At 40.8% G+C, this 26,396-nt stretch carries 20 protein-coding genes; 14 read left to right on the top strand and 6 right to left on the bottom strand.

Features of this window, described 5'->3' with window-relative positions; genetic code table 11:
* Positions 1-76: 76 nt before the first annotated feature.
* From QQK05_RS11960 to QQK05_RS11970, 3 genes are read right to left on the bottom strand one after another with little or no spacing between them, the layout of a single operon-like run.
* The gene (locus tag QQK05_RS11960; protein ID WP_284298886.1) at positions 77-3,199 is read right to left on the bottom strand and encodes an efflux RND transporter permease subunit; all 3,123 of its coding nucleotides are present in this window, start codon (positions 3,197-3,199) and stop codon (positions 77-79) included.
* Entirely contained in the window at positions 3,196-4,470 is a 1,275-nt protein-coding gene (locus tag QQK05_RS11965; RefSeq protein ID WP_284298888.1) for an efflux RND transporter periplasmic adaptor subunit, read from the bottom strand. The genes QQK05_RS11960 and QQK05_RS11965 overlap by 4 nt, the downstream gene beginning before the upstream one ends.
* Positions 4,460-5,821, bottom strand: a complete 1,362-nt coding sequence (locus QQK05_RS11970; protein WP_284298889.1) for an efflux transporter outer membrane subunit — start codon at positions 5,819-5,821, stop codon at positions 4,460-4,462. Before QQK05_RS11970 ends, QQK05_RS11965 begins: the two co-directional genes overlap by 11 nt.
* 329 nt (positions 5,822-6,150) lie before the next feature.
* Here QQK05_RS11970 and QQK05_RS11975 point away from each other — a divergent pair, with 329 nt between their 5' ends.
* A complete protein-coding gene (locus QQK05_RS11975) occupies positions 6,151-8,742 on the top strand; it encodes a bifunctional diguanylate cyclase/phosphodiesterase (RefSeq protein WP_284298890.1) in 2,592 nt (863 codons plus the stop codon).
* Here the strand turns inward: QQK05_RS11975 and QQK05_RS11980 are convergent.
* Positions 8,739-9,815, bottom strand: a complete 1,077-nt coding sequence (locus QQK05_RS11980; protein ID WP_284298891.1) for a hypothetical protein — start codon at positions 9,813-9,815, stop codon at positions 8,739-8,741. The genes QQK05_RS11975 and QQK05_RS11980 overlap by 4 nt on opposite strands.
* Positions 9,816-9,928: 113 nt before the next feature.
* Between QQK05_RS11980 and tatA the strand changes: the two genes are divergently transcribed.
* From tatA to hemB, 7 genes are read left to right on the top strand one after another with little or no spacing between them, the layout of a single operon-like run.
* Entirely contained in the window at positions 9,929-10,141 is a 213-nt protein-coding gene (gene tatA / locus QQK05_RS11985; RefSeq protein ID WP_284298892.1) for a Sec-independent protein translocase subunit TatA, read from the top strand.
* Between the two features lie 4 nt (positions 10,142-10,145).
* Positions 10,146-10,487 carry a Sec-independent protein translocase protein TatB gene (tatB, locus tag QQK05_RS11990; protein ID WP_284298893.1) on the top strand — a complete coding sequence of 114 codons (342 nt, stop codon included), beginning with the start codon at positions 10,146-10,148 and terminating at the stop codon, positions 10,485-10,487.
* A complete protein-coding gene (tatC, locus tag QQK05_RS11995; protein ID WP_284298894.1) occupies positions 10,488-11,237 on the top strand; it encodes a twin-arginine translocase subunit TatC in 750 nt (249 codons plus the stop codon). It abuts the gene before it with no gap.
* Positions 11,230-11,736, top strand: coding sequence for a hypothetical protein (locus QQK05_RS12000; RefSeq protein ID WP_284298895.1), 507 nt, complete (start codon positions 11,230-11,232; stop codon positions 11,734-11,736). Before tatC ends, QQK05_RS12000 begins: the two co-directional genes overlap by 8 nt.
* A gap of 5 nt (positions 11,737-11,741) precedes the next feature.
* Positions 11,742-12,539 carry a TatD family hydrolase gene (locus tag QQK05_RS12005; RefSeq protein WP_284298896.1) on the top strand — a complete coding sequence of 266 codons (798 nt, stop codon included), beginning with the start codon at positions 11,742-11,744 and terminating at the stop codon, positions 12,537-12,539.
* The gene (locus tag QQK05_RS12010) at positions 12,532-14,373 is read left to right on the top strand and encodes a sensor domain-containing diguanylate cyclase (protein ID WP_284298897.1); all 1,842 of its coding nucleotides are present in this window, start codon (positions 12,532-12,534) and stop codon (positions 14,371-14,373) included. The genes QQK05_RS12005 and QQK05_RS12010 overlap by 8 nt, the downstream gene beginning before the upstream one ends.
* A gap of 6 nt (positions 14,374-14,379) precedes the next feature.
* Positions 14,380-15,390 carry a porphobilinogen synthase gene (gene hemB / locus QQK05_RS12015; RefSeq protein ID WP_284298898.1) on the top strand — a complete coding sequence of 337 codons (1,011 nt, stop codon included), beginning with the start codon at positions 14,380-14,382 and terminating at the stop codon, positions 15,388-15,390.
* Between the two features lie 13 nt (positions 15,391-15,403).
* Here the strand turns inward: hemB and QQK05_RS12020 are convergent, their stop codons facing one another.
* Positions 15,404-16,885 (bottom strand): Ppx/GppA phosphatase family protein, encoded by a 1,482-nt coding sequence (locus tag QQK05_RS12020; protein ID WP_284298899.1) that lies wholly within the window; start codon positions 16,883-16,885, stop codon positions 15,404-15,406.
* Between the two features lie 3 nt (positions 16,886-16,888).
* Complete coding sequence (rhlB, locus tag QQK05_RS12025) at positions 16,889-18,151, bottom strand: ATP-dependent RNA helicase RhlB (RefSeq protein WP_322790572.1); 1,263 nt, start codon at positions 18,149-18,151, stop codon at positions 16,889-16,891.
* 235 nt (positions 18,152-18,386) lie between these two features.
* On the opposite strand from rhlB, the gene trxA reads away from it, so the two are divergent.
* The 6 genes from trxA to QQK05_RS12055 all read left to right on the top strand — a co-directional run bounded on the left by trxA (position 18,387) and on the right by QQK05_RS12055 (position 26,287).
* Positions 18,387-18,713: a thioredoxin TrxA gene (gene trxA, locus QQK05_RS12030; protein WP_193022635.1), complete on the top strand. Its 327-nt coding sequence runs from the start codon at positions 18,387-18,389 to the stop codon at positions 18,711-18,713.
* 202 nt (positions 18,714-18,915) lie between these two features.
* A complete protein-coding gene (rho, locus tag QQK05_RS12035; protein ID WP_284298900.1) occupies positions 18,916-20,175 on the top strand; it encodes a transcription termination factor Rho in 1,260 nt (419 codons plus the stop codon).
* A gap of 109 nt (positions 20,176-20,284) precedes the next feature.
* Complete coding sequence (locus tag QQK05_RS12040) at positions 20,285-21,004, top strand: substrate-binding periplasmic protein (protein WP_284298901.1); 720 nt, start codon at positions 20,285-20,287, stop codon at positions 21,002-21,004.
* 79 nt (positions 21,005-21,083) lie between these two features.
* Positions 21,084-22,553, top strand: coding sequence for a 4-hydroxy-3-polyprenylbenzoate decarboxylase (ubiD, locus tag QQK05_RS12045; RefSeq protein WP_284298902.1), 1,470 nt, complete (start codon positions 21,084-21,086; stop codon positions 22,551-22,553).
* Positions 22,554-22,593: 40 nt separating this feature from the next.
* Entirely contained in the window at positions 22,594-23,289 is a 696-nt protein-coding gene (fre, locus tag QQK05_RS12050; RefSeq protein WP_284298903.1) for an NAD(P)H-flavin reductase, read from the top strand.
* Between the two features lie 175 nt (positions 23,290-23,464).
* Positions 23,465-26,287, top strand: a complete 2,823-nt coding sequence (locus tag QQK05_RS12055; protein ID WP_284298904.1) for a trypsin-like peptidase domain-containing protein — start codon at positions 23,465-23,467, stop codon at positions 26,285-26,287.
* The last annotated feature ends 109 nt before the right edge of the window (positions 26,288-26,396 follow it).

Consider the following 26,396-nt stretch of genomic DNA (forward strand, 5'->3'; position numbering starts at 1 on the left):
TTCGATCGAATAGCTAAGAAAAAGCCCGGTATTAACCGGGCTTTTTTATATCTATAGTTTTTTGGTTGAGCTGCAATTAAGTTGTTGCAGCTCTAGATGGAATGATGAGCGCTGACTTTTCGACTTTATTGCCTTTTAAGCGTTCGACGACCAAGTAGTTAACGGGCACCAAAATCAAGGTAATAAATGTCGCAAATAAAATACCAAAGCCAAGTGAAATCCCCATTGGGATCAAAAACTGTGCTTGCGTTGATTCTTCAAAAAGCAATGGCATTAGGCCGATAAAGGTCGTTAAGCTTGTTAGCATGACTGGCCTAAAACGTGCTGCTCCTGCAGTTAGAACTGCATTAGCAATAGGGTACCCTTCCGCCCGTTTCTTATTGATAAAGTCTACGAGCACTAGCGAGTCATTAACAACAACACCGATTAATGCAAGCATGCCTAATAAACTAAAGATAGTGAGATCCATGCCCATAATAACGTGACCAATAAAGGCACCAATTAAGCCAAATGGAATAACACTCATCACTATGAGCGGTTGAATGTAGGACTTAAACGGTATTGCTAATAAGGCGTAAATCACGAAAAAGACAAACAATAACCCCCACCCTAATGAGCCAAAGGATTCACGTTGCTCTTTTGCTTCACCTTCAAGCGAATGGTTTATGCCTGGGTATTGAGCGACTAAATTGTCGAGAAAAACCTTTAAGTCAGCATTGAGCGTCGTCATATTGGTCGACTGCTTATCAATATCTGCTGTCACATTTACGGTTCGGTACCTATCGATTCGACGGATTGTTGATGGGCTTTTACCTGGAATTAATTCAGCAATATGTGATAGCGGTACTTGGGCACCAGATGGTGTATCAATCAAAATGTGTTTTAGATCAGCTAAGGATCTACGCTCATCTAATGGCAAGAGTACCATGACCCGGACGTCATCTCGACCCCGCTGAATACGCTGAGCTTGAGCGCCAAAGTAGGCATTACGCACTTGGCTAGCAACCTCTTGGCGCGATAACCCTAACGCTTTACCTTGTTGGGTGAGCTCTATTTGAAGTTCTTCCTTGCCATCAGACAAGCTATCAGCAATGTCAAAAACGGTTGGATAAGTCGCTAATTGCACTTTGACCTGGTCAGCAACCTCTTGCAAAGTTTCAAGTGAGTTGCCTGTCAATTGAACGTCGATGGGATCGGAAGAACGCCCTATTTCTGCTCGGTATGTCATTGACTCAGCGCCCGGTATTTGGCCAACCATTTTGCGCCACTCTGCCACCATCTGTCTGGATGTTACATTAATGGTGCGATCTTCAGGTGAAACAAGTTCAAAACGAACACCGCCAACATGTGATGTGCCACCACGACCACCTGTGGTGGCTAAAACGTTCATGATGACACTTTCACCAGTCTCTTCATCGACATATTTTTGCTGTAACTTCTCTGCTTGTGAAGCGATATTAATAATATGCTTGTTAGTGATCTCAAATGGTGTGCCATTCGGCATTGTTAAGTTCAAACGTACGGTCTCACTAGGAATACGTGGGAAAAATACGAATTTACTCCACCCAGACATTAATAAGGCGATGATGATGACGAAAGTACCCACGAACAACGAAATCGTTGTTAGCTTATTGCGTAAAGCAACTGACAATAGTGGCTGATAGAATTTTAAGATGCCACGTTCAAAGCCATCAGCAAAGCGTTGTTGAAATGCTTCTAATTTACTAGGGTTACTTTCCGCTCGTAGCTTTATTTTCTTTAAGTGAGCTGGGAGCACGAGCTTCGATTCTATGAGCGAGAAAAGTAGTACAGGTATCACCACTATTGCGATTTGTGAGAACAAGGCGCCGCGATTTCCTTCAATAAATAACATTGGAAGAAAGGCTGTAACCGTGGTCAAAATGCCAAACGTTACTGGTGTTGCAACTTCTTGCGTCCCTTTAATTGCTGCTTCTTCTCCAGATTCTGCGTTTCTCAAATGGGTATAAATATTTTCACCCGTGACAATTGCGTCATCGACCACGATACCGAGTACTAAGATGAAGCCAAATAAACTCATTATGTTGAGCGTGACACCGAAGAACGGCATAAAAATAAAGGCACCCATAAAGGAAACTGGAATACCAATGAAAACCCAGAATGCTATTGACGGGCGTAGGAATAACGTTAGTAACAATAATACGAGGAAACCACCTTGAAGTGCACTCGATGTGAGTGTTGCAATGCGCTTTTTAACAATTTCCGAGTCATCATCCCAATAACTTAAGCCGAAGCCTTCAGGGAGGGTTGCTTGGCGGCTGTCGATGTAATTTTTAACCTTATCAGCCACTTCAATCGCACTTTGTTGTCCAATACGATAAACATCGATGAATGCAGCTTGTTGGCCGTTAAATCTTGTTCTAATTGGGGTCTCTTCAAAGCCATCGTTAATGGTCGCAACGTCTTTTAAGCGAATAATCGTTCCATCTTCTTGGGTCTTGATTGGGATCTCGCCAAATTCGTCTTTGTAATACGCTTGACCTGAGGAGCGGAGCAAAATATCACCACCTGAAGTACGCAAGTTACCGGCAGAAACATCGGTACTAAACGCATTAACTTTTCGAGATACTTCTGTGATGCTTAAACCATATTGTCGAAGTTGATCTTGAGACAAGGTTAAACTGATTTCATAGTTACGCACACCACTGAGATCGAGTTGAGTGACGCCTGGAATTCTTAATAACTCATCTCGAACAACTTCAGCAAATTCTAACGTTTCTTTTTCACTGTATGGGCTTGTTACCGTTACCGCAATAACTTCTCTTTTACGTTGAGCAAGTGCAATAATTGGTTTTTCTGCATCGACAGGAAACGTGTTAATCGCATCAATCCGACTTTTTACATCGGCAAGCATCTCTCGAGGGTCGTAACCACTTTCAACTTCAATTCTTACCGATGAACGATTTTCTGAAGAGCTACTGACAATACGCTCGATACCTTCGAGGTCTTGAACAGCCTCCTCAATACGTATCGTCACACCTTTTTCTACATCTTCAGGGGTTGCTCCTCGCAAGGAGATATTGACAGATACGACTTCAGACTCAATAGAAGGGAAGATCTCTAATGGGATTTTTGTCGACAAAGAGCCTAACCCGATCACCAAAATAAACAACATGAGTAAATTGGCGGCGACTGAGTTTTTGGCGAACCAAGCGATCATAAGTTAGCCTCCTGCAACTTTCGTTTTTGCCCTTTGGTGCGCTCGCCACTTTGTCCATTTTTCTTCGGCTTATCGCCTCGTTTACCCTTCGATATTTTTAATGGTTGTTGGCCATTGGCAGGTAGTGCGTCCCCCATAATCGCGACTTTTGTGCCGGAACTCACCTGTCCTAATGATGTCAGCACCAACTCCTCACCGGCCGTAAGACCAGAATCAACAATAGCTTCTTGATTGTTTTGCCATAAAATATTGATTTCTCTTCTATATACTTTGTTGTCTTGGACGATATAGACATAACTGCCTTGGTAGATAGTGTTATTCGGGATGACTAGCGCGTCATTAATCGTATTACCGGCAATATTTGCTGTTAGATATTGACCAATCTTGATCGGAACCGGTTGCTCATTACTCACGTCAAAAGGTTGGTTGATTTGTGCAACAACGTAAAGTTGCTGCGATGCATTATCAATAGCCGCTTCAGATCGTATGACTTTGCCTTGCCAACGTTGGCTGCCAACTAGCGTTGAATTAAAACTCACATCAATCGATTTAGTGGCTTGATATGACTCTGGTAGTGTCATTAGCGCAAGGTCATTATTATTAATCGGCAATCTTACTTCGACATAGTCTGTTGCGTATACTGTCGCTAGCTGTGTGTTTGATGAAACCACTTGGCCTAAATCAACATTTTTTTCTAATACACGACCGTCAAATGGCGCAATTATTTGACTTCTTTCTAACGCAATTTCTCTAACTTCTAACTGAGCCTGGGCAGACATTAAACTTGCTTTGGCGGCTTCGAGTTGTGGTTTACGCAATACTAAGTCGGTTGGTGTTTCACCATTTGAAAGTCTATTCCAGTCGGTAAGTGCTTGCTTACTTCTTGCCTTTTCTTCTTCAAGCGCTTGTTGTGCAGAAAATACCGCAGCTCGGGCAATTTTAACATCGGCTTGATAGTCTCGATCATCGAGTTTCACCAACACTTCACCTTGTTTGAAGGTGCCACCTGCACGAAAGTTGGGACTGATGTCTAAGATTTGTCCCGATACTTGTGTTACCAGCGAACTTTGGGTTCTCGGTGTCACTGTACCAAAGCTCTCAACGGCAACTTGATAGCGTTGTGGTTCAAGTGTTTGGGTCTCAACAACGAGTTGAGTCGTTGGTGCGCCACGACCACGTTTAGTTTGTGGAGGATTACTTGTAATGAAATATATCACCAAAATAGTCAGTGAAATTATTGCAACAGGAAGTAAATATTTCTTATTGATCATAGTTAGCTAACTCTTGAATATTCAAACCTTCTGCAAAGTTTCCGCCTAATGCGACATAAAGGTTCAAACGATTGGTGATTAATTGGTTTTTCAATGAAATTACGTTGCTTTGAGCATTGAATGCTCGTTCTTGAGCGTCAAGTACTGTGGTGTAACTGACCAAGCCATTTTGATATTGCTCAAACGCTAAGGTCTGCGCGATTAATGCATTTTCTTGCGCTGCCAATGTACTTTGGTATTGGTCTTTGATACTGCGTTCTTGAGTGATACCACGCTCAACGCTAGCAAAGGCCTGATATAAGCTGTCTAGATACTGTTGTTCTTGTTGCTGTAATCTTAATGCTTGTTGTTGCTCAATTGACTTCAATTCACCGGCATTAAATAGTGGCATAGTGACACCGCCAAGCAATGACCAAGCAACTGATGAGCTTGATAGTAAATCATCTAACTCATTCGCCTGACTGCCATAACTACCGCTTAACCGGATACTTGGAAAGCGCTGTTTATGCGCAAATGCTAATGCCGCATCTTGGGCAAGTAATTGATACCAACTTGCCTGTAATTCGGGCTTTTTCTTAATTAATTCTGAAGGCAACCCAACGCTAACATTGTCCAAGAGCACTGGAATGTTTGATTCTGTATTTAAACGACCACCTGGGTATTTTCCAACAAGTAGTTCTATGTTGGCGCTAGTTTGTTGGACGTTTGATTGTTGAGCTGCAAGTGAAGATAGTTCTGCGTTCAGGTCGTTTCGTGCGAGATAAACGTCTAAGGCTTCATTTAGGCCTTGTTTGTAGCCTGATAAAATAATGTCTAAATTTTCTTTTGATAAGGTGACACGTTGCTCGAAAAGCTTGCTAAGCTGTTGTGCTGCAGCTAGTTCAAAATAGTTGATCATGACCTCAGCAATGAGCTCAGTTCTCGCTTGCTGGTATTCGGCTTTCGCTGCTAAATATGTGAGATGATCTTGCTGGGCTGCATCAGAAAGTTTTCCCCAGAGATCGATTTCGTAGCTGACGTTGATGTTTGCACTATTACTGTTGCTATATTGTGTTGGCTCACCTGATGCCTGACGAGAGCTAGTTAACGAAAAGTCGATCTCTGGCCAAAGTGTTGCGTTGGTAATTTCGACTTGCTCAGCTAGTATTGCTAGGTCTAGGGCTTTTTGTTTTAGCTGGCGATTGTGCTTTAGAGATTGATCGATGAGGTGTGATAATTGATCATTGCTTATTTGCTTTAGCCAATCTTGATTGACTTCCGCTATTTGGGTTTTTTGATACCACTGGCTGGGTAGCTCAGGTGATATGACTTGGTCGTCTATTCGTGATTGAGACGCGCACCCAGATGCCACTAGTATTGCAAGGGATATGGAGGCAGCCCTTCGACTCCAAAACATTATTTACTACCTTTTAGTGAGAATTTTGATTGCATCAGTTTATTCATATTTTTCTAGGAAAAAACACTATTTACACAACTTTACGTTGATTACATCAATTGTGATCAACAGTACACTTAAGTAAGCATAGTCCAATGGCGCCATTGGCTTTTACAGGAAGTTAGACCACTACTTGATCCAAATTAACGTTTTTTATAATATGGATTCACAAAAAGGGTGGTTATGTCTGATTTTTTTGATAGACTAACTGCTTAAAAATAATACTAATAAAATGGAAAGCCTTAATGGAATGCAAGGCGAGCGATAGTTTTATTGCTGCTCGACAGCTGCCAAAATTCAAGTCGCTATTGAAAAAGTACCGACACCTAAAAAACATGCAGTCGAATTTGCTAACCCTCTCAGAGTTAGCGGCTACAGTGACTGACATGGGGGCTTTCTATACTGCGCTTGCTTCTGTCGTAGAACCCATTTTCCGCACCAAAAACTTCCATATCGCCATTGTTAATAAGCAAGGACTTCTTGAGCTTGCTTACATGCAAAACAATGTTGATGCGGAAATGATCGTAAATACAACGCCAGACCAGTGGCAAAACGGTTTAACTGCTGAAGTTTACCGCGAAGCTCGAACTCAACATTTTTGCCCGAAACAGTCTATTGAAAGCGACTGTGGTTGTCTTGAGTGGCTTGGTGCTCCGCTAAAACGCGAAAATAAAGTGATTGGTGTTATTGCTATTCAAAGTTATCAAGAAGACTTGAAATTTGATAAAGCAGACGCTGATTTACTCACGTTTATTAGTGAGCACATTGTTACTGCTATTGATCGAGTTCGTTCTCGACAATCATTAGAAAATAGTATTGCTGAACGTACTCGCAAACTTACCCAAGCGAATGCTCAGTTGCAAAAAGAGATTGTTGAGCGTCAAAAAGCGGAAAATATTCATAAAGTCTTATTATCGATCTCTGAAATTACGGCATCGAGTGATGATATTCAGCAGTTTTATCAAGCATTGCATCATCAAGTAAAAAAGCTATTACCCGCGAAAAACTTTTTCATTAGTTTACTTTCAAACGACGGTTACAAGCTTGAATACCCGTACATCGTTAATGAACAAATCATTGAGATAAACTCAAGTCGACGTAAATCTGGGCTGACTGAGCGCACTATCGTGCTATCAGCACCGTTGCTATTAGCCAACCAAGAATTGTTAAGTTTGACGCCTAAAGGTGGTATTACACCGCAGGACTTATCTTTTGCGCAATTTAATAGTACGTTGCCAAAAGCATGGCTGTCGGCGCCGCTTATGCATCAAGATCGAGTGATTGGCGTCCTTGCGTTGCAAGACTTCTATGATGAAAATGCTTATCAGCAAGACGACTTAGAAATTATTCGTTTTATCGCCGATCATATCGCAAGTGCGATTAATCGTAAGAACCATGAACTGCAAGAGCAGAAGAACAAAGATGAATTAGAGCGCTTAGTTAATGAGCGTACTAAAGAACTGCAAATTAGTAACTTAAACTTGCGTATGCAAGTAGAGGAACGTCGCAAAGCTGAAGCCAAACTTTATCATGAAGCCCATCATGACTCACTAACAACACTGCCAAACAGAGCAATGTTTTCTGATCGTTTGAGTTTTGCGTTACGACATATTAAACGTCACCCTCAAAATCGTTTTGCCGTCTTATTTATCGATTTAGATCGCTTTAAGATGATTAACGATACCTTAGGGCACCACGCTGGTGATGAGTTTTTGATTGAGATCGCAAATCGATTGAAGGTTTGTGTTCGTGACAATGACTTGTTAGCGCGTTTAGGTGGTGATGAATTTGTGGTCTTACTTGATTCAATGCAAAGTCAAGAAGACGTAGAAGATGTTTGTGCTCGAATCATAGATAAAATCGCTGAGCCTTTTGTTTATGATGGTAATGAGCTCTATTCTAATGCCAGTATCGGCATCGCGTTATGTAGTCACCAGTATAATGATGCAAATGAAATCTTGCGTGATGCAGATGCCGCTATGTATCAGGCTAAAAGTTTAGGCCGTGGCCGTTTTGTGTTCTTCGATGAAAGCATGCGTGAGAAATTGCTTGAGAATATGTCACTTGAGCAAGAGTTACGTGCCGCGATTAAACAGCAGCAGTTTGAGCTGCATTATCAGCAGATCTCTAACCTAGATAGTACAAGTGCAATAGGTTTTGAAGCGTTATTGCGTTGGAATCATCCAACGAAAGGCCTATTAACACCGAGCCAATTCCTCTTCATGGCTGAAGAGACTGGTATTATCTTAGAAATTGAAACCTGGGTGATTGAAGAAGTTTGTCAGCAGTTATCTCAGTGGCAAGATCATAAAAAGTACAGCAATGCCTTCATTGGGGTAAATCTATCGGGTCGTCAATTAACTCAAGCTAATCAACTTAATAAGTTAATTTCATTGATTAAGAGCAACACTGTTGAGCCTGAGCGCCTTATCTTAGAGTTTAATGAATCTGCTTTTACTCAACATACCGAGCTAGCGCACAAAGGCCTGCGTAAACTTAAAGAGTTTGGGGTTAAGTTAGCGCTAGATGACTATGGTGCAGGTGTTTCTTCATTTAGTTTCTTACATAGCTATCCATTTGAGTTCATTAAGCTTGATCGTAGCTTTATTCGTACGCTGAACAATAGCGATAAGAACTTAACTTTGGTTAAAGCATTAAATGAGCTTGGCGAGCAGTTTGGTTATCGCATTGTTGCTGAGGGTATTGAATCTGAAACCATGCTTAAGAAGCTACAAGGCGTAGGCTGTGAGTTTGGTCAGGGCTATCATATTAGCCGACCGACTAAGATCGACTCATCGGTTGCGGAGTTAATTACCAACGAAAAATTGAAAGCTTAACCACTGGCAAAGTAGCCTTCTATTTTGAGTGCGACGCCAGGTGTAGTTTTATAATCAACGTCCTCAGGCCACTCCACAAAAGGTTCTATCTCAAAAAATAACCACTTTTTAATTGCGTTAAACCGGTAACGATAACTGAGTGTGGTGTTTTCAATTAAAAAGCCATTATCACCATTACGTTCTCCTTCAACCACGACCCCAAAAACACTTGCTTCTTTGTCTGAGATATGGCGTAAATAATAGGCACCATGTTTCCAACGTATACCTGAAAATGATTCTGAACCACGAATAGAGTAGTTGGCCCTGAATAAATGATCGGGATTGAGTTGGTAATCATACTCCAGTAACAGCCTCGCACCTAAACCATCATCGGTATAGTAGAATGCTGAAGGTTCAAACATGAAACTATGCTTTTCACCAAACACATAAGTCCTTTTATGACGGGTTCTTACATATAAAGCACTGCCTGAGATACCGACTCGAGAATCGGTAAAGACTTTTTGATTTTGCTTGTGAATATAACGAACGGCTGCTGTAAAGTCGTTGTCATCGAAAGAGCGCTTAGTTTGCTCAGATTCTAGTGGCAGTTGATCTTCGTCATCGTTATCGGAAAAAATCAAATCAACTTTGTTTTCGAAATATGGCAGTTTGGCTTTTAATTTAAATCTTAATTTTACTTCACTCCAATCTCTAGCTCTAGGTAACCAAGTTGTCGATATTCTCGCCAGTGATTGTGGCGTAAGCTCATTGACTTCATCGTCACTAAAAAAACCATCAAACCATATAACGGACTGATGAACCGAATCGGTAATGTTGCGATGAACTTGTGTCATCCAGTCGTCTACTTCGGGAGAAACCTCTAATTCGGTTAGTGGTTTTACGCTAGGCACAGGCTTTAGCACCATATCTTCTATGGCGTCGATTTTATCGATTGCTGTTTGCTCTTCTGCCGTTGTGGTAACTTTTTTATGCTTTGGCTTGTCTTGATGTTTTGCTTCCTGCGACAAGACGTCAAAAGATAAAATACTCAAAAACAGCGATAAGATCTGAGTGATTTTATTTTTCCTGTCCATCTACACTCCATGGATGTTTTGCGAGATCAAGTTTAATGCGATAACCTTGCGAAATACGTGCTTTTTATTTCCAACACTTTATAATCATCATAACTCAATTTTAGGAGAATGCTATGGGTGGTATTAGTATTTGGCAACTAGTTGTTATCGCTGTAATTGTTATCTTGTTATTTGGTACCAAGAAACTTCGTAACATGGGTGGTGATTTAGGTAGTGCTGTTAAAGGCTTTAAAAAAGCAATGAATGAAGAAGACAAACCTGAATCTTTAACTGACGACACTCAGAAGTCTACGCAAACAACTGAGAAAGAAAAAGAACAGGCATAAGCTCATGTTTGATATTGGTTTTTGGGAGCTATTACTGATTATGGTAATTGGCCTTGTCGTCCTAGGTCCCGAACGCTTACCAACAGCCATTCGTACCGTTCGCAACTGGGTTCGAAACGTAAAGTCTTTTAGTCAAAACGTGCAATCTGAGTTGAAAGAAGAGTTACGTGTTCACGAACTACATGAAAATTTGAAGAAAGCCGAACAGGCTAATATGGAAAACCTAGCGCCCGATGTCGCTAAGTCTGTTGCTGAACTGAAAGAGGCTGCAGATATGGTTAATCGTCCGTATGCTGACAAGTCAGATTCAAATAAATCGTCGCAATCAACTGAAAAACAAGATTAGATGTCGCAACCATTAACGCTTTTTGACCACTTAATTGAACTAAGATCACGTCTACTCAAGTCGATTTTAGCCGTCCTGATTATATTTTGTGGTTTAGTTTATTTTGCCCAAGATATATATCAATTTATCGCTAAACCATTGTTAGATGTTTTGCCTGAAGGTACACAAATGATTGCAACAGAGGTTGCATCTCCTTTCTTTGCACCTTTTAAGCTAACCATGATCTTGTCGCTGTTCTTGGCAATTCCATGTATTTTATTCCAAATTTGGGCATTTATTGCGCCAGGGCTTTATCAAAATGAAAAGCGCTTAATTGCGCCTCTCATGTTTGGTAGTTCATTGTTATTTTATGCCGGCGTAGCCTTCGCGTACTTTGTGGTATTTCCGTTAGCTTTTGCATTTTTTACCTCAGTCGCACCTGAAGGCGTAACCATTGCGACCGATATCTCAAGTTATCTAGACTTCATTTTGAAGATATTCTTTGCCTTTGGTTTAGCCTTTGAGATTCCAATTGCAATTATATTGTTGTGTTGGACGGGCGTAACAACACCTGAAAGTTTAAAAGCGAAAAGACCTTATATTATTGTCGGTGCATTTGTGATTGGTATGTTGCTTACACCGCCAGACGTAATCTCGCAAACGCTGTTAGCGTTGCCGATGTTATTACTCTTCGAACTCGGTGTAGTTATTGCATCGATGCAAAATAAGAAAAAGAAAGATAATTCTAAGCAGGAAAGTATTCATGATTAAAGTGTTTTTTACTGGTGTAGTCGTTGCGACTGGTTTATTGGCAAGCTCAGCGTATGCGAACGATTTAGCATCATCATTAAAGCAATGTGCTACTGTTTCGTCGTCAACAGAGCGATTGGCCTGTTATGACAAACTGACGCAATCGCTGTCTACGTCAGCTGCAAAGGTTGAAGAGAAAGTAGCTGCTGCACCTGCGGCAGTGGCTGTGCCAAAAACGCAACAAAAGAAAGAAGCTGAGTTTGGTGATCATCACCTTAAGAAAGGTAAAAAACCAGATGAATTAGAGCGTGTTCAGTTTACAGTTGCTAAAGTTTCATACTCTGCTAAAAAGAAATTGAAGCTCACGTTTGAAAATGGTCAACGTTGGAACCAAACTGATAGCGAAACCTTGCGCTTGAAAGTAGGTGATAAAGTTGAGTTGTTTAAAGGCGCATGGAGTGCCGTGTATTTAAAGAAGGTTGGGTTTAACCGTAAAGTTCGTGTGAAGAGAGTGAAATAAAAGGCTTGATTGATATTGGGGTAAATCTAACCAATAGTCGGTTTACAAAAGACTTAGCTGACGTGATTACACGCGCTAAGTCAGCCGGTGTTAACCACTGTTTGGTGACTGGAACTAGCGTAGAGGAAAGCCAAAAGGCGATCTCCTTGTGTCAGCAATACCCTGATTACCTTGCTAGCACTTGTGGTGTGCACCCTCATGATGCTGATCAGGCCAGCGACGACTTTGTTGAAACATTGCGCGAGCTGGCGTCTAACAATGATTGTGTTAAAGCGATTGGCGAATGTGGCTTGGATTTTAATCGCAACTTCTCGACCCCTGAAAATCAAAAAAGAGTGTTCACCGCGCAAATTGAGTTAGCGTGTCACCTTCAAAAGCCTTTGTTTTTGCATCAACGCGATGCATTTGAAGAGTGGTTTACGTGCTTAAAACCGTTTATCGGTCAGGTGCCTGCAATGGTGTCTCATTGTTTTACCGGAAATCAACGTGAATTAGAGATATGCTTGGCTCATGACATGTATATAGGCATTACCGGCTGGGTGTGCGACGAAAGACGAGGCAAAGAGTTGCAGAGTATCGTCAATCTAATTCCGCTTGACCGTCTGATGATTGAGACTGATGCACCCTATCTCACCCCCAGAACAATTCGTCCAAGGCCCAAATCAAGCCGTAATGAACCAAGCTATCTCGATTATGTCGCATCAACATTAGCTGAGCTTTATGGTGTAGAAAAGCATCTTATTATGGAGCACAGTAGTGAGAATGCTCGCCAAGTTTTCCAGTTGGGCGGTGCTCATGACTAGGCTAGTGATGCTGTGTTGTTTGGTAATGATGTCTTGGGTGAGCGCGGCTGAGACTGTTTATGGTTTCAAAGAGAAATCTACCGCATTTTTGGTGACCGAATACCAATCATTACGTGTTAAGTCGCTACCTGTATCTTCTGTTTCCGCAGTGCTTGCTGCACCCGCTAGTGCGTGGCAGGACAACAAGGTTGAACGTTTTATTGCGCTAGAAGAAGGCAAAAACTGGTTAAAAGTTCCGATAGCTAACCATCATACGGAAGCAACGACCGCATTCATCAATGTCGCCAACCGAAATGCGATTTCGGAAGTCAAAATTTTTTATATCGATCAGCGTCAAGATCCTAAAATCCTTGAGGTCTCTCTTCGTAATAACGATACATGGTCCACTTCGATTCCATTGCCAGCTTTTGGTCAATCGACGGTCTTCATCGTGGTTGATACTGACTGGCCAGCAAATATACAAATCAAACTAAAAAAAGAAGCAGCGTTTGTTGAGGCCACGTTTGACGCACAGTTTACTCAGGGTTTTGCCATTGGTGGTATGCTCTGTTTATCTGTCGCCGCCTTGTTGTTGTATTTCGGTACCGGCAATGCTCCTTTGATGTGGCTGTTTGCATTCTTCATTACTCGAACCGTATTGTTGACAACAACCATGGGAAATAATCTATTTTATTTGTTTCCAGATTATCCTGAGCTTCGAGCCGTCGAATATCCGGTGCTTGGATCGATATCAGCAGTCTTCTATATGTTATTTATCGAGAGACTGTTTAATTTAAAGAAAAACCTACCTAATGCTTATCGTTATTTAAAAACCTTTAGTTTGATATTAGTGGTATATATCCCGCTAAGTCTATTGCTGGATACGCCTTTAAATTATGCTATTTCAGGTATTATGCACTTCGCGGTAACCAGTTCAATTGTGGTGATCGGTTGGCAGTTATATAAACGACAAGTTCGCCTGTCATTGGCGATTACGATTATCTCAGCTATCCAACTAATTTTAGGCATATTGTATTACTTTAGTTATACCTATTATTGGTTTGAGCAAGCCCATACCTTAATGTTTGTTGGCTTTTGGTTGCATAATATTCTCGTTGTGTTCCTGTTAAGTAAACAATATCGACATCAAATTCAAGATAAGCAATTAGCGCAAAAAGAAGCGCTGGCACAGGTTAACGCAACCAAGAAAGCACAAGAAGAGCTATTAGCGTTACAGAATACGACTCAAGAAGAGTTGGAAATGCGAGTTCAAGAGCGCACGTTTGAGCTCAATATTGCATTGCAAGAGCTTGAACAAGTGAATCAAGAGTTGGAAGAAAAGAATACGTCTGATGAGCTAACGAGTTTGTATAATCGTAGATTCTACGATCAAAAGATTATGGCGGAGTTTAGGCGTAGCAAACGAAATCTCACGCCACTAAGTTTAGTGTTAATCGATATTGATTACTTTAAGCAAGTAAATGATGAATATGGCCATTTAGGTGGCGATAAAAGTCTGATTGCTGTTGCAGCCCTAATTAAGTTAACAACGCAGCGTAGTACTGATATCGCATGTCGATATGGCGGTGAAGAATTTTGTATTATTTTGCCGGAAACGGATGAAGAAGGTGCTATGGCTATAGCAGAGAAACTACGTCAGCAAGTAGAAGAGCATTCGATTAGTTTAGATGAACATGAAATTTCTTTAACGATAAGTTGTGGTATTTCAACTTATCGACAAGAGTCCTTTGCTACAGTAGAAACCTTATTTAGCTGTGCTGACAAAGCATTGTATCGAGCAAAAAATGAAGGCCGAAATCAAATACAGTTTCTGCCATTAAATTTGGATAAATAAAAGACAATGACAAAGAATTTTGGACAATACCCTGCTCGTCGTATGCGACGCATGAGAGCAGATGATTTCTCTCGCCGATTAATGTCGGAAAATCAATTAACCGTAAATGATTTAATTTACCCTGTGTTCGTTTTAGATGGTGAGAATCAACGAGAAGCTGTACCCTCTATGCCGGGTGTTGAGCGTAAGAGCATAGACTTGCTACTTGAAGAAGCGCAAGAGCTCGTTGACTTAGGTATTCCTGCGGTTGCTCTTTTCCCGGTTACCCCAAGTGATAAGAAGTCATTAATGGCGGAAGAGGCATATAACTCCGAAGGATTAGCTCAAAGAGCGGTGCGTGCGCTTAAAGCTAAATTTCCTGAATTAGGTGTTATTACTGACGTTGCATTAGATCCATTCACGACGCATGGCCAAGATGGCATCATTGATGACGACGGCTATGTGCTAAATGAAGTCACAAAAGACATCTTAGTTAAACAGGCATTGTCTCATGCCGAAGCTGGCGCTGATGTCGTGGCACCGTCAGATATGATGGATGGTCGAGTTGGCGCAATCCGCGAAATACTTGAAGAAAACGGTTTTGTTAACACACGTATTTTAGCTTACTCAGCAAAGTATGCGTCAAACTACTACGGCCCATTTAGAGATGCTGTTGGTTCTGCAGGTAACATTAAAGGCGGCAACAAATACTCTTACCAAATGGACCCTGCAAACAGTGATGAAGCGTTACATGAAATCGCCCAAGATATTCATGAAGGTGCTGATATGGTAATGGTAAAGCCGGGCATGCCTTACTTAGATATCGTGCGTCGCGTAAAAGATAACTTCCAAGTACCTACATATGCTTATCAAGTAAGTGGTGAATATGCCATGCATATGGCAGCCATTCAAAATGGTTGGTTAGCAGAAAAACCATGTGTCATGGAAGGTCTATTAGCGTTTAAACGAGCAGGTGCAGACGGCATTTTAACTTACTTTGCTAAACAGGTAGCACAGTGGTTGAAAGAAGATAATTAGTATTTGCTTAAGATTAGGTATTAATCGTCAGATTGATACCTAGTTTAGCCACCCGGTTGATCTCTTGAGTAAGCTCATCGTGGATTAACGGGTGGCTATCAAGCCAAGCCGATTCAAAGCCCATAGTTAAGGTATTGGCTTCGGCGCTAATACGTAATTTTGGTAAGTGTTTATCTTGACGACGACTTGCCAACATAATCGCTAACCTGAAGATAACCAGCAACGCCGCACAAGTTTTAATTGGCAATAATTGATTTGCCAGTTTATCAAGATCAATCGCTTCTTTTTGTTGCTCAATAAGCATAGCGAGCGTTTGCTTTTCCGTTTGATTAAAGCCAAGCATTTGGCTGTTATTCACTAGATATGCGCCGTGTTTTTGGTGCTTTTTATATTCAATTAATAAGCCTATTTCATGTAATTGACAGGCAGCATTAAGAATAAACTCATCTTGTTGCTCTAGCGCTGACCATGAATTAACACAAGCACTAAAAATTTCGTTGGCAAGATTTAGGACACGTTGACTATGTGGTTGATCAACGTGATATTTTGTCATCATTGAGTTAATCGTTAACGTTGCAATATCGATTGTTTTAGTGCTCGGTAACATGTCGTACAACAAGCCTTCGCGCAGAGCACCAGCAGATAAACGCAACGATTCAACTTTAAAAGATTCGAACAACGCAATGAGTATGGTTAAACCACTAGCAAATACTGGAATACGTTCACCAACTAAGCCGCCAATATCAATAGCATCAATTGTTTTGCTATTGATTAGCTGTTGCTGCATATCGCGCAAAAATTGGTAATCGATAATCGTTGGTTTTTGCTGATGCATGAGTATTTCAGCAAGTGCTTGCATGGTACCTGAACCACCTAATACAACATCAAATGGAATCGTTTGATAGTCTTCAATAATGGTCGCTATCTTCGTTTTTGCTCTGATAATTGCTTGCTCAAACGCTTGCTCAGCTAATTCACCTTGCTTGAAGAATGCGTTGTTAAAGGTGACGCAGCCGATGTCTAAACTAACTGCTTTTAACGGTTCTACATTCTCACCAATAATGATTTCCGTACTCGCACCACCAATATCAAATACAAGCTTGTTCCCTTTAATATTCGAGGTATAAGCGACACCTTTGTAGATGGTTTTTGCTTCGTCGACACCAGATAACAGCTGGATGTTGTGGCCAAGAATTTGATTAGCTTGCGAAATAAAATCGTCTCGATTTTTGGCAAGTCTTAAGGTCGCTGTCGCAACTATACGGATATTTTGTTTTGGAAAGTCTTGCAAACGTTCAGCAAAAAAACGCATACATTCAAGGCCACGTTCAATGCTTTCGTTACTGAGGATATTGTTTTCGTCTAATCCGCTAGCTAAACGAACTTTGCGTTTAACTTTATCAACAATTTGTACGCTGTCAGCTAATTGCCGAGTAATTAGCATATGAAAGCTGTTTGAGCCTAAATCAATGACAGCATACAAAGGGTAAGACATAAGTTAATTTCTGCGTTGCTTGTTATACGATGTTTTTGCTCGGTTTTGGCCACCGTTGTGTGGCTTATGACGGCGTTGTCTTGGTTTAGGCTTTGGTAAGTCTGTGAGTAGCGCGTCAGGATCGTACTTACTTACTGGTAACGTGTGCTCAATGTAAGTTTCAATAGCCGGTAGATTAAATACGTATTCTTCACAAGCAAGGCTAATCGCATGGCCTGTTGCACCTGCACGACCGGTTCGACCAATGCGATGCACGTAATCTTCGCAGTCATCTGGTAAATCATAGTTAAATACATGACTAACAGAAGGAATATGAAGTCCTCGTGCCGCCACGTCTGTTGCAACTAAAATGTCTAAATTACCTTTTTTGAAACTTTCTAAGATATTTAAGCGTTTCTTTTGTGGGATATCACCCGTTAATAAACCAACGCGGTGCTTATCTGCCACTAGGTAGTTATAGACGTTTTCACATGAATGCTTCGTGTTCGCGAAAATAATCGCTTTTTCTGGCCATTCTTCTTCAATTAAGGTTTGAAGCAACGTCATTTTGTCTTCGTTTGACGGATAAAATAACTCTTCTGAGATACGTAAATTCGTTTTTTGTTCTGGTTCTATCTCAACACTTACAGGGTCATTCATATGTTCAAAAGCAAGCTCTTTCACACGGAATGACAAAGTTGCAGAGAACAGCATGTTTAGACGTTCTTTTGCTTCAGGCATACGTCTAAATAAATAGCGAATGTCTTTAATAAAGCCTAAATCGAACATACGGTCGGCTTCGTCAAGAACCACGGCTTCAATATTATTTAATTGATAAACACCTTGTTTCAGATAGTCGATTAATCGACCACAAGTGCCGATAAGGATATCAACGCCCTTCTCTAGTGTTTCGCGCTGTGAATCATAACCTTCACCACCATAAACAACACCAACGCGCAAGCCAGTGCTTTTTGCCATTTCAACAGCATCTTTTTGGATTTGAACGGCAAGCTCTCGGGTTGGCGCCATAATAATCGCACGCGGATTATTATTGTTTGGTCTTTCTGACTGCATCAGTCGGTGGAATGTGGCGGCTAGAAAGGCAATGGTTTTACCTTCACCTGTTTGCGCTTGACCTGCGATATCTTTACCTTCAATCAGTACTGGCAACGATTTTGCCTGGATAGAAGTACATTGTTGAAAGCCCATGGCATGTAAACCGGTCACTACCTTTGGGTCAAGGTTTAAGTCGGCAAACTTTTTATCTGATAAGTGTGTTTTTTTCATGGCTGCTAGCTTAACAGGTAAGCAGTTAATAAAAAACTATTGATTATTTAATCTATGCCCCAATATAGAAGTTAATGATGATTTTTATCCTTGTTGTGGTTATTCCTTCCTTATTATTTGAGCGGGTCGGAATTAATTATATAAAAGGGTGATATATCTTGGTTTGGTATCTGGTGAAGATGACGTTATACTCTTCAACCATTAGGCATTTAGGCCACATACAACGGAGAAAATAATGAGCGATAAGATTGTTCAGCTAACAGATGATAGTTTTGAAGCAGATGTAATCAATGCATCTGGTCCTGTACTTGTTGATTTTTGGGCTGAATGGTGTGGTCCTTGTAAAATGATCGCCCCGCTATTAAATGACATTGCTGAAGAATACGACGGCAAAGTAACAGTAGCTAAATTAAACATCGACCAAAATGCTGGTACACCACCTAAGTACGGCATTCGTGGTATCCCAACGCTACTTTTATTCAAAGACGGTAACGTTGCAGACACTAAAGTTGGTGCTTTATCAAAAACTCAATTAAAAGAGTTTTTAGATAACAACTTATAATGAAAAAAGCCCTTTTTAGGGCTTTTTTGCTATTTGGCACCTAGAAAACCTAGAAAGAAAGGCCACTTTCTTTACCTATTTGGAAATTAATGCTAAGTTTAGCATTCAACCGACATTACATATCAACCAAAACACTTTCTATAATAATTTGCATTAGCCATCAGGCAATCAAACATATTAAATATTGTTAAGTACTCTCACTATGAATCTTACCGAACTAAAAGAAAAATCGATTAACGAATTGGTGCAACTTGCTGAGTCTATGAAACTTGAGCATCTCGCAAGGCATCGTAAACAAGATATTATTTTCGCTATCTTAAAAGCACACGCAAAAAGTGGTGAAGATATTTTTGGTGGTGGTGTACTTGAGATTCTTCAAGACGGTTTTGGTTTTCTGCGTTCTGCCGACTCATCATACTTAGCGGGTCCAGATGATATTTATGTATCACCAAGTCAAATTCGCCGTTTCAGCTTGCGAACGGGTGATACTATTCAGGGTAAAATTCGCCCACCTAAAGACGGTGAGCGCTACTTTGCACTATTAAAAGTGAATGAAGTTAACTTTGACCGCCCTGAAAACTCTCGTAATAAAATTTTATTCGAAAACTTAACACCGATTCATGCTAATGAACGTTTAGGTATGGAACGTGGTAATGGCTCAACGGAAGACATTACTGCACGTGTTCTAGATTTAGCATCGCCAATTGGTAAAGGTCAACGTGGTTTAATCGTTGCACCTCCTAAAGCAGGTAAAACGCTTTTACTACAAAATATTGCTCAAAGTATTGCTCATAATCACCCTGAGTGTGAGCTAATGGTATTGCTTATCGATGAGCGCCCTGAAGAAGTAACAGAGATGCAACGCCTCGTAAAAGGTGAAGTCGTAGCGTCAACATTTGATGAGCCAGCTAGCCGTCACGTGCAAGTTGCGGAAATGGTTATCGAAAAAGCTAAACGTTTAACTGAACACAAAAAAGATGTTGTTATCTTACTCGACTCTATTACGCGTTTAGCTCGTGCATACAACACCGTGATCCCTTCGTCTGGTAAGATTTTAACTGGTGGTGTAGATGCTAATGCATTACACCGTCCAAAACGCTTCTTTGGTGCAGCACGTAACATCGAGGAAGGTGGTAGTTTAACGATTATTGCAACAGCACTAATCGAAACTGGCTCAAAAATGGATGAAGTTATTTACGAGGAATTTAAAGGTACAGGTAATATGGAATTACACCTTTCTCGTAAAGTTGCTGAAAAACGCGTTTTCCCAGCTATTCACATTAACCGCAGTGGTACTCGTCGCGAAGAGTTATTAACTAAACCTGATGAGTTACAAAAAATGTGGATTCTGCGCAAGATTGTTCACGAGATGGGTGAAATCGATGCCATGGAATTCTTGATTGATAAATTGGCGATGACCAAAACCAATGATGAATTCTTTGATTCCATGAAACGTAAGTAAATCATATAGTTACTTTGGAGCCAGCGTTATCGCTGGCTTTTTCATTTTTGGTAGTTGCTACATGCACGGCATAAACGTTTATAAAACTTTAAATAAATTAATAGCTTGTATGAAAATTGAGAAAAAGGCGCTAAACGTACTTTTTTTGATGTTTTTTTATACCTTATCGGTTGAAGCATCAAATTTACGGGTTGTTACTGAGAATTCATATCCAGTTCAGTATTTAGAGAACGATGAAATTAAAGGTGAAAATGCTGAAACAGTAAAGAAAATGTTAGCCGCCGCTAACTTAACGCCTGATATTGAAGTATTGCCATGGGCACGTGCCTACAATATTGCGCTGGAAACACCGAATGTACTCATTTTTTCAATAGCTAGAACGCCTGCACGTGAGCATAGTTTTATTTGGGGCAGACCAATTACGGACCTCAGTTATTCATTGTACACATTAAAAGAAAACCAATTAGCCTTCTCTCAAATGCCTGTAGAGCAATTAAAAAAGTTAAGCATAGCCGCTATTCGTAATTCAGCTACAGAGCAATATTTAACGACAAAACAGTTTGAGAACATACAGCGTGTAAATAACCCCGTTCAAATGGTCACTATGCTTAATCAAAAGCGTATCGATGCGATCCCGGCAAACAGGACGAGTGTTGCCGCATTTTGTCAGAAAATGAGCCTAGATTGTGATCTGTTAGTAGAGTTTCATCCGTTACCTGTACCGTCAACTCAACTATATTTTGCATTTAGCAAAGGGACAGACCCTCAATTGATTAGTCGCTTATTGCAGGCTTATGACGAGTCAAATGAGATTGAAAAGCTCAACTAATTAATCTTCTTACTTTGGTTAATGCTTTCGACGATATCTCAAGCTATAATGCTCAGCAAATTTTAGAACGCAACGCTCAATGAAATACAACGACTTACGCGATTTTATCGAACAGCTCGAAGCCATGGGTCAGCTCAAAAGAATATCTCAACCGATTTCTACTGAGCTAACAATGACGGAAATTAGTGATCGTACTTTACGTGCTAAAGGTCCTGCTTTGCTTTTTGAAAACCCAATAGGGTTTGATATGCCAGTGCTTACCAACTTATTTGGTACGCCAGAGCGTGTTGCTCTTGCAATGGGGCAACCTGATCTAACAGCCTTAAGAGAACTGGGTAAGTTGCTTGCAATGCTTAAAGAGCCCGAGCCACCAAAAGGTTTTCGCGATGCGCTCAATAAAATTCCTGTATATAAAAAAGTGCTTAATATGCCGGCGAAGCATGTTAAGAAAGCAGCATGTCAGGAAGTTGTATTAACAGGTGATGATGTTGATTTAACAAAATTACCTATTCAACTATGCTGGCCTGGTGATGTTGCGCCATTGATTACATGGGGGTTGACGATTACGAAAGGCCCTCACAAAAAACGTCAGAACCTTGGTATTTATCGTCAACAGCTATTGGGTAAGAACAAGGTTATTATGCGATGGTTGTCGCATCGAGGCGGAGCATTGGACTTTTTTGAATGGAAAAAAGAACATCCAGGTGAAAAATTCCCAGTTTCGGTTGCATTAGGCGCTGATCCGGCAACGATTTTAGGCGCTGTTACTCCTGTTCCTGATACGTTATCTGAATATGCTTTTGCTGGCTTATTACGTGGTAGTAAAACTGAAGTTGTTAAATCAGTGAGCAATGATTTGCAGGTGCCGGCATCAGCTGAAATCGTGCTAGAGGGTTATATTGATCCAGACGAAATGGCACCAGAAGGTCCATATGGTGATCACACAGGTTACTACAATGAAGTAGATGACTTCCCGGTGTTTACTGTGACGCATATCACGCAGAGGCAAAAACCGATATATCACAGTACTTATACAGGTCGTCCGCCTGATGAACCTGCAATATTAGGTGTTGCATTAAACGAAGTGTTTGTACCTATTATTCAAAAGCAATTTCCTGAAATTGTTGATTTCTATTTGCCGCCAGAAGGTTGCTCGTATCGTATGGCAGTGGTAACGATTAAGAAACAATATCCAGGACATGCGAAACGCGTAATGATGGGTGTATGGTCTTTCTTGAGACAGTTTATGTACACCAAATTTGTTATCGTTTGCGATGATGATGTTAATGCGCGTGATTGGAATGATGTTATTTGGGCGATGACAACACGTATGGACCCAACCAGAGATACTACGTTAATAGATAATACACCGATTGATTATCTAGATTTTGCATCTCCTGTGTCTGGTTTAGGTTCAAAAATGGGTCTAGATGCGACGAATAAATGGCCTGGTGAAACCGATCGAGAGTGGGGTGTCCCCATCGTGATGGATGATGCCGTTAAACAAGAAGTAGATGAAATTTGGCAGTCACTCGGTATTTTAGATTAGCTGAGTGGCTTTGATCGCCAACCAAGATGTAAGGTTTAGTATGAAAACAATTACCTGTCAGGTAGAACAACTTAGTCCGCTAACAGAGCATGTATACAAGGTATTATTGAAGCCTGAGCAAGCTGTTTCATTTGAAGCGGGACAATATTTAAATTTTGTCATGAGTGAAGATGATAAACGTCCTTTTTCAATTGCTAGTGCACCTGAAAGTGATTTGATAGAGCTACAAATCGGTGCCTTTGGTGCGGATAGTTACCCGATGCAGGTCATTGATCGAATTAAATCGTCGGACACTGTTCAGATTGAAGTACCTGCAGGAAAAGCGCAATTTAGAGCGGACAGTGAGCGTCCGATTTTATTACTTGCTGGTGGCACTGGGTTTTCTTACATCAAATCAATCTTTGAACATTTAGTGAATGTTAATTGCCAACGTCCTGTCATTGTTTATTGGGGGCTGCGTGAACCAAGTGCATGTTATGAGTTAGAAAAGACGGCACAAACAATCGCTAAATTAGCGCATGCGAGCTTTATTCCTGTGGTTGAAAATCCAGATGCAGATTGGCAAGGGAAAGTAGGCTTAGTGCATGAAGTAGCAATGAAAGATATTGTGAGCTTTGAACCTTACGATATCTATCTTGCAGGTCGATTCGATATGGTGGGTAAAGTACGTCAAGATTTCATAGAACAAGGTGGAATTAAAGAGCACATGTTTGCAGACGCATTCGCCTTTATCTAACAAACACGTTTCCAATGCTTAAAGCCAGTATGTATTACCATACTGGCTTTTTTATTTGCCACCTACTAAATGCTAAGATTTTTTAGTCCAATCATGCAGATAACTCCTTGGTCTTTGGTCGGTTTATCGCTAAAGTAGGTGAAAATTTAGTAAGAATAGAAAGAAAAGGATATTCATGAATAGTTGGCAAAAATTCGGTGTGATGACGCTTGTCGCTACCGTTGCGTTAATGAGCCTAACAGCTTGCTCGCCAAAAAATTCAGAAGAGCGCTGGAATAAAACGGTAAACAATGTTTCCAGTGGTGTTGTTAGTATTCAAACTGACGTGCCTCTGAGTTTTGATGGACGGTGGAACAGGAGTAGCTATGCAACGGGCTTTGTTGTTGATGCGACTCAAGGTATTATTTTAACCAATCGTCACGTGATTACGCCTGGTCCAGTTACCGCTAAAGCCATTTTAGTAAACAATGAAGAAATAGATTTAACACCGCTGTATTTTGACCCTATCCATGACTTCGGCTTTTTCAAGTACGACCCTGCACAGATAAAGCACTTGCAGCCCCATGAGTTTATCTTGAGCGACAAAACGCCTGAAATTGGTGAATCAATTCGTATTATTGGTAATGATGCGGGTCAAAAGATATCGATACTCGACGGTACTATTTCTCGTTTAGATCGAGATGCTCCGCAATACGGGAAAGGCAATTATAACGACTTCAACATCTATTATATCCAAGCCGCAACATCCTCTTCTGGCGGTTCATCTGGGGCCCCTGTTGTTAACATCAAGGGCGAAGCCGTTGCATTGAATGCCGGTAGCCAAACTAAGTCTGCTAATGCCTTTTATTTGCCATTGTCTCCAATTAAAGAGGCGCTGTTGAAGCTGCAACAAGGCAAAGAAATTAACCGAGGTACCTTAAAAACAACGTTTAACTCGACGCCATATGCAGAGCTACAAAGGCTTGGATTAAGCGATGATTTGGAGAAAAAATATCGTGACAAATATCCTAGTTTGAAAGGATTATTGGTTGCCAGAAATATTATCCCGCAAAGCTCTGCCGACAGTCAGTTACAAGTTGGCGATATATTGCTTGAGATTAATGATCAAGATGCGGTTAACTTTACCCAGCTGGCTTCAGCGCTTAATCAGCATGTAGGCCAAGTTATCAAGATAAATGTTATTCGACGCGGACAGGCCATGAGCCTAAATGTACAAGTTGATGATTTGCACGACTTGAGCCCGCAAACGATCGTCAAATTTGATGGTAGTATTTTTCACACGTTGTCATATCAACAAGCGCGCCACTTTAACAAACCTATTGAAGGTGTTTATGTCGCGAATTCCGGTGGCTCATTTAAAAAAGCAGGGGTGCCTGATAAAAGTGTCATCACTGAATTTAACGGACAAAAGATTACGCATGTTGACCAGTTAAATGCGGCCTTCCAAGAAATTGATAATGGCACAAAAGTGCATTTGCGTTACTTTGATTTTTCAACGCCAAGGTCGACCAACTACAGCCTGGTAGAGATTAATCGAAAATGGTTCGAACATAGTCGATGTGAAAAAACCGCCACTCTCCCTTATTGGCCGTGTCAGAAGTATCAAGATGAAAACAGGGATGCAGTAGCCACTGATACAAATAATGGTCAGCTGGCGATTGTTGATTCTAAGCGTCTAGAGGACACACTCGTTAGAGTTTCTTTTAGTAGCCCATACTCTATCCAAGGTCGTAGTGGTGATAAAAACCATTACGGCACAGGTGTTATTGTTGATATCGAAAAAGGATGGGTAGTTGTCGCGCAAAGTGTCGCATTTAGCAAATTAGGAGACGTTAAACTGACCTTCAACAATCGTTTTGAGATTGATGCCAAGGTTGAGTATATCCATCCACTTCATAACTTAACGTTACTTTCATATCAGCCAAGTGATTTACCCAATGTACAAGTTTCACAGGCTGTACTTAGCGATAAACCAATGGAAAAAGGTGAAACGATTGTCCAAATGGGCCTGAATTATGATGGCGTCGTTGAATATCGTGAAACCCAAGTTGATACAACAGAAGAGTTTTGGTTGCGTGATTACAATGTTCCTCAGTTTATAGATAAAAACATTCAAGCAACCCATTTTGTTAACCCTAACCCTGAAATTGACGGCATTATCGTTAACAGTGACTATCAAGTTGCAGGTTTGTGGTTTGTTTTCGATGCAGCTGATGCTTCTGGTAAAAATCAAAGTAGCTCAATTGCGGGGTTATCGGTTCATTATGTCAAAGAGATGATTGAGCACATGAACTTACAAACGCCAATATACTCGCTTGATATCTCTATGACGATGATTCCCCCGGTTGATGCACTTCAAATGGGCTTACCTGATCAATGGCTAACACGATTACAAGAAACAAATCCGAAAAACAAAGTGTTGGCTATTTATAATGTGTCGACAAGTTCTAATAGTGCTGAATTCTTGAAGCGTGGTGATATTCTACTCGCTATTAACGACACGCCGGTTTCGACCTTTAAGCAAGTGGAAAAGCTATCACAGGCGCCAAGTGTTGACGTGACATACTTCAGTCAAGGACAAATCAAAACATCATCAATAGCGACCCAAGCATTATATGGAACCGATATAGACCAAGTTCTGTTTTGGTCTGGATTGTACTTGCATGCACCGCATCGAGCTGCCCAACTTCAAGGTAACGTTAGCTCTGAAGGGGTTTATGTTGCGAGCTATCAATATGGTTCACCTGCAACTCGATATGGAGTGTTTGCAATGCAACGCATTGTAGAAATTGATGGTGAGAAAATTAGTACCACACAAGACTTTATTCAAGCTGTAAAAGGGAAAAAGCATCAGGAGTCGGTGCTAATTAAAACCATAGATTTTAATAACAATCCAAAAGTAACAACCTTGAAAGTCAATAACCATTATTGGCCATTTTACGAGTTGAGATATGAAAACGGTCAATGGATTAAGATTGATCATTCTGTCGCACTTTAAATACATACTCTGTAACAATTTAATTTGTTAAATACTTGTTAATCATAGTGGCGCTATAGTCGTGTTGTAGCGCCACCTGACCTTCTTTATCTTACCTTTTCAAGAATCT

The sequence above is a fragment of the Thalassotalea loyana genome, assembly GCF_030161435.1.
In the GTDB taxonomy this organism is placed as follows: domain Bacteria; phylum Pseudomonadota; class Gammaproteobacteria; order Enterobacterales; family Alteromonadaceae; genus Thalassotalea_G; species Thalassotalea_G loyana.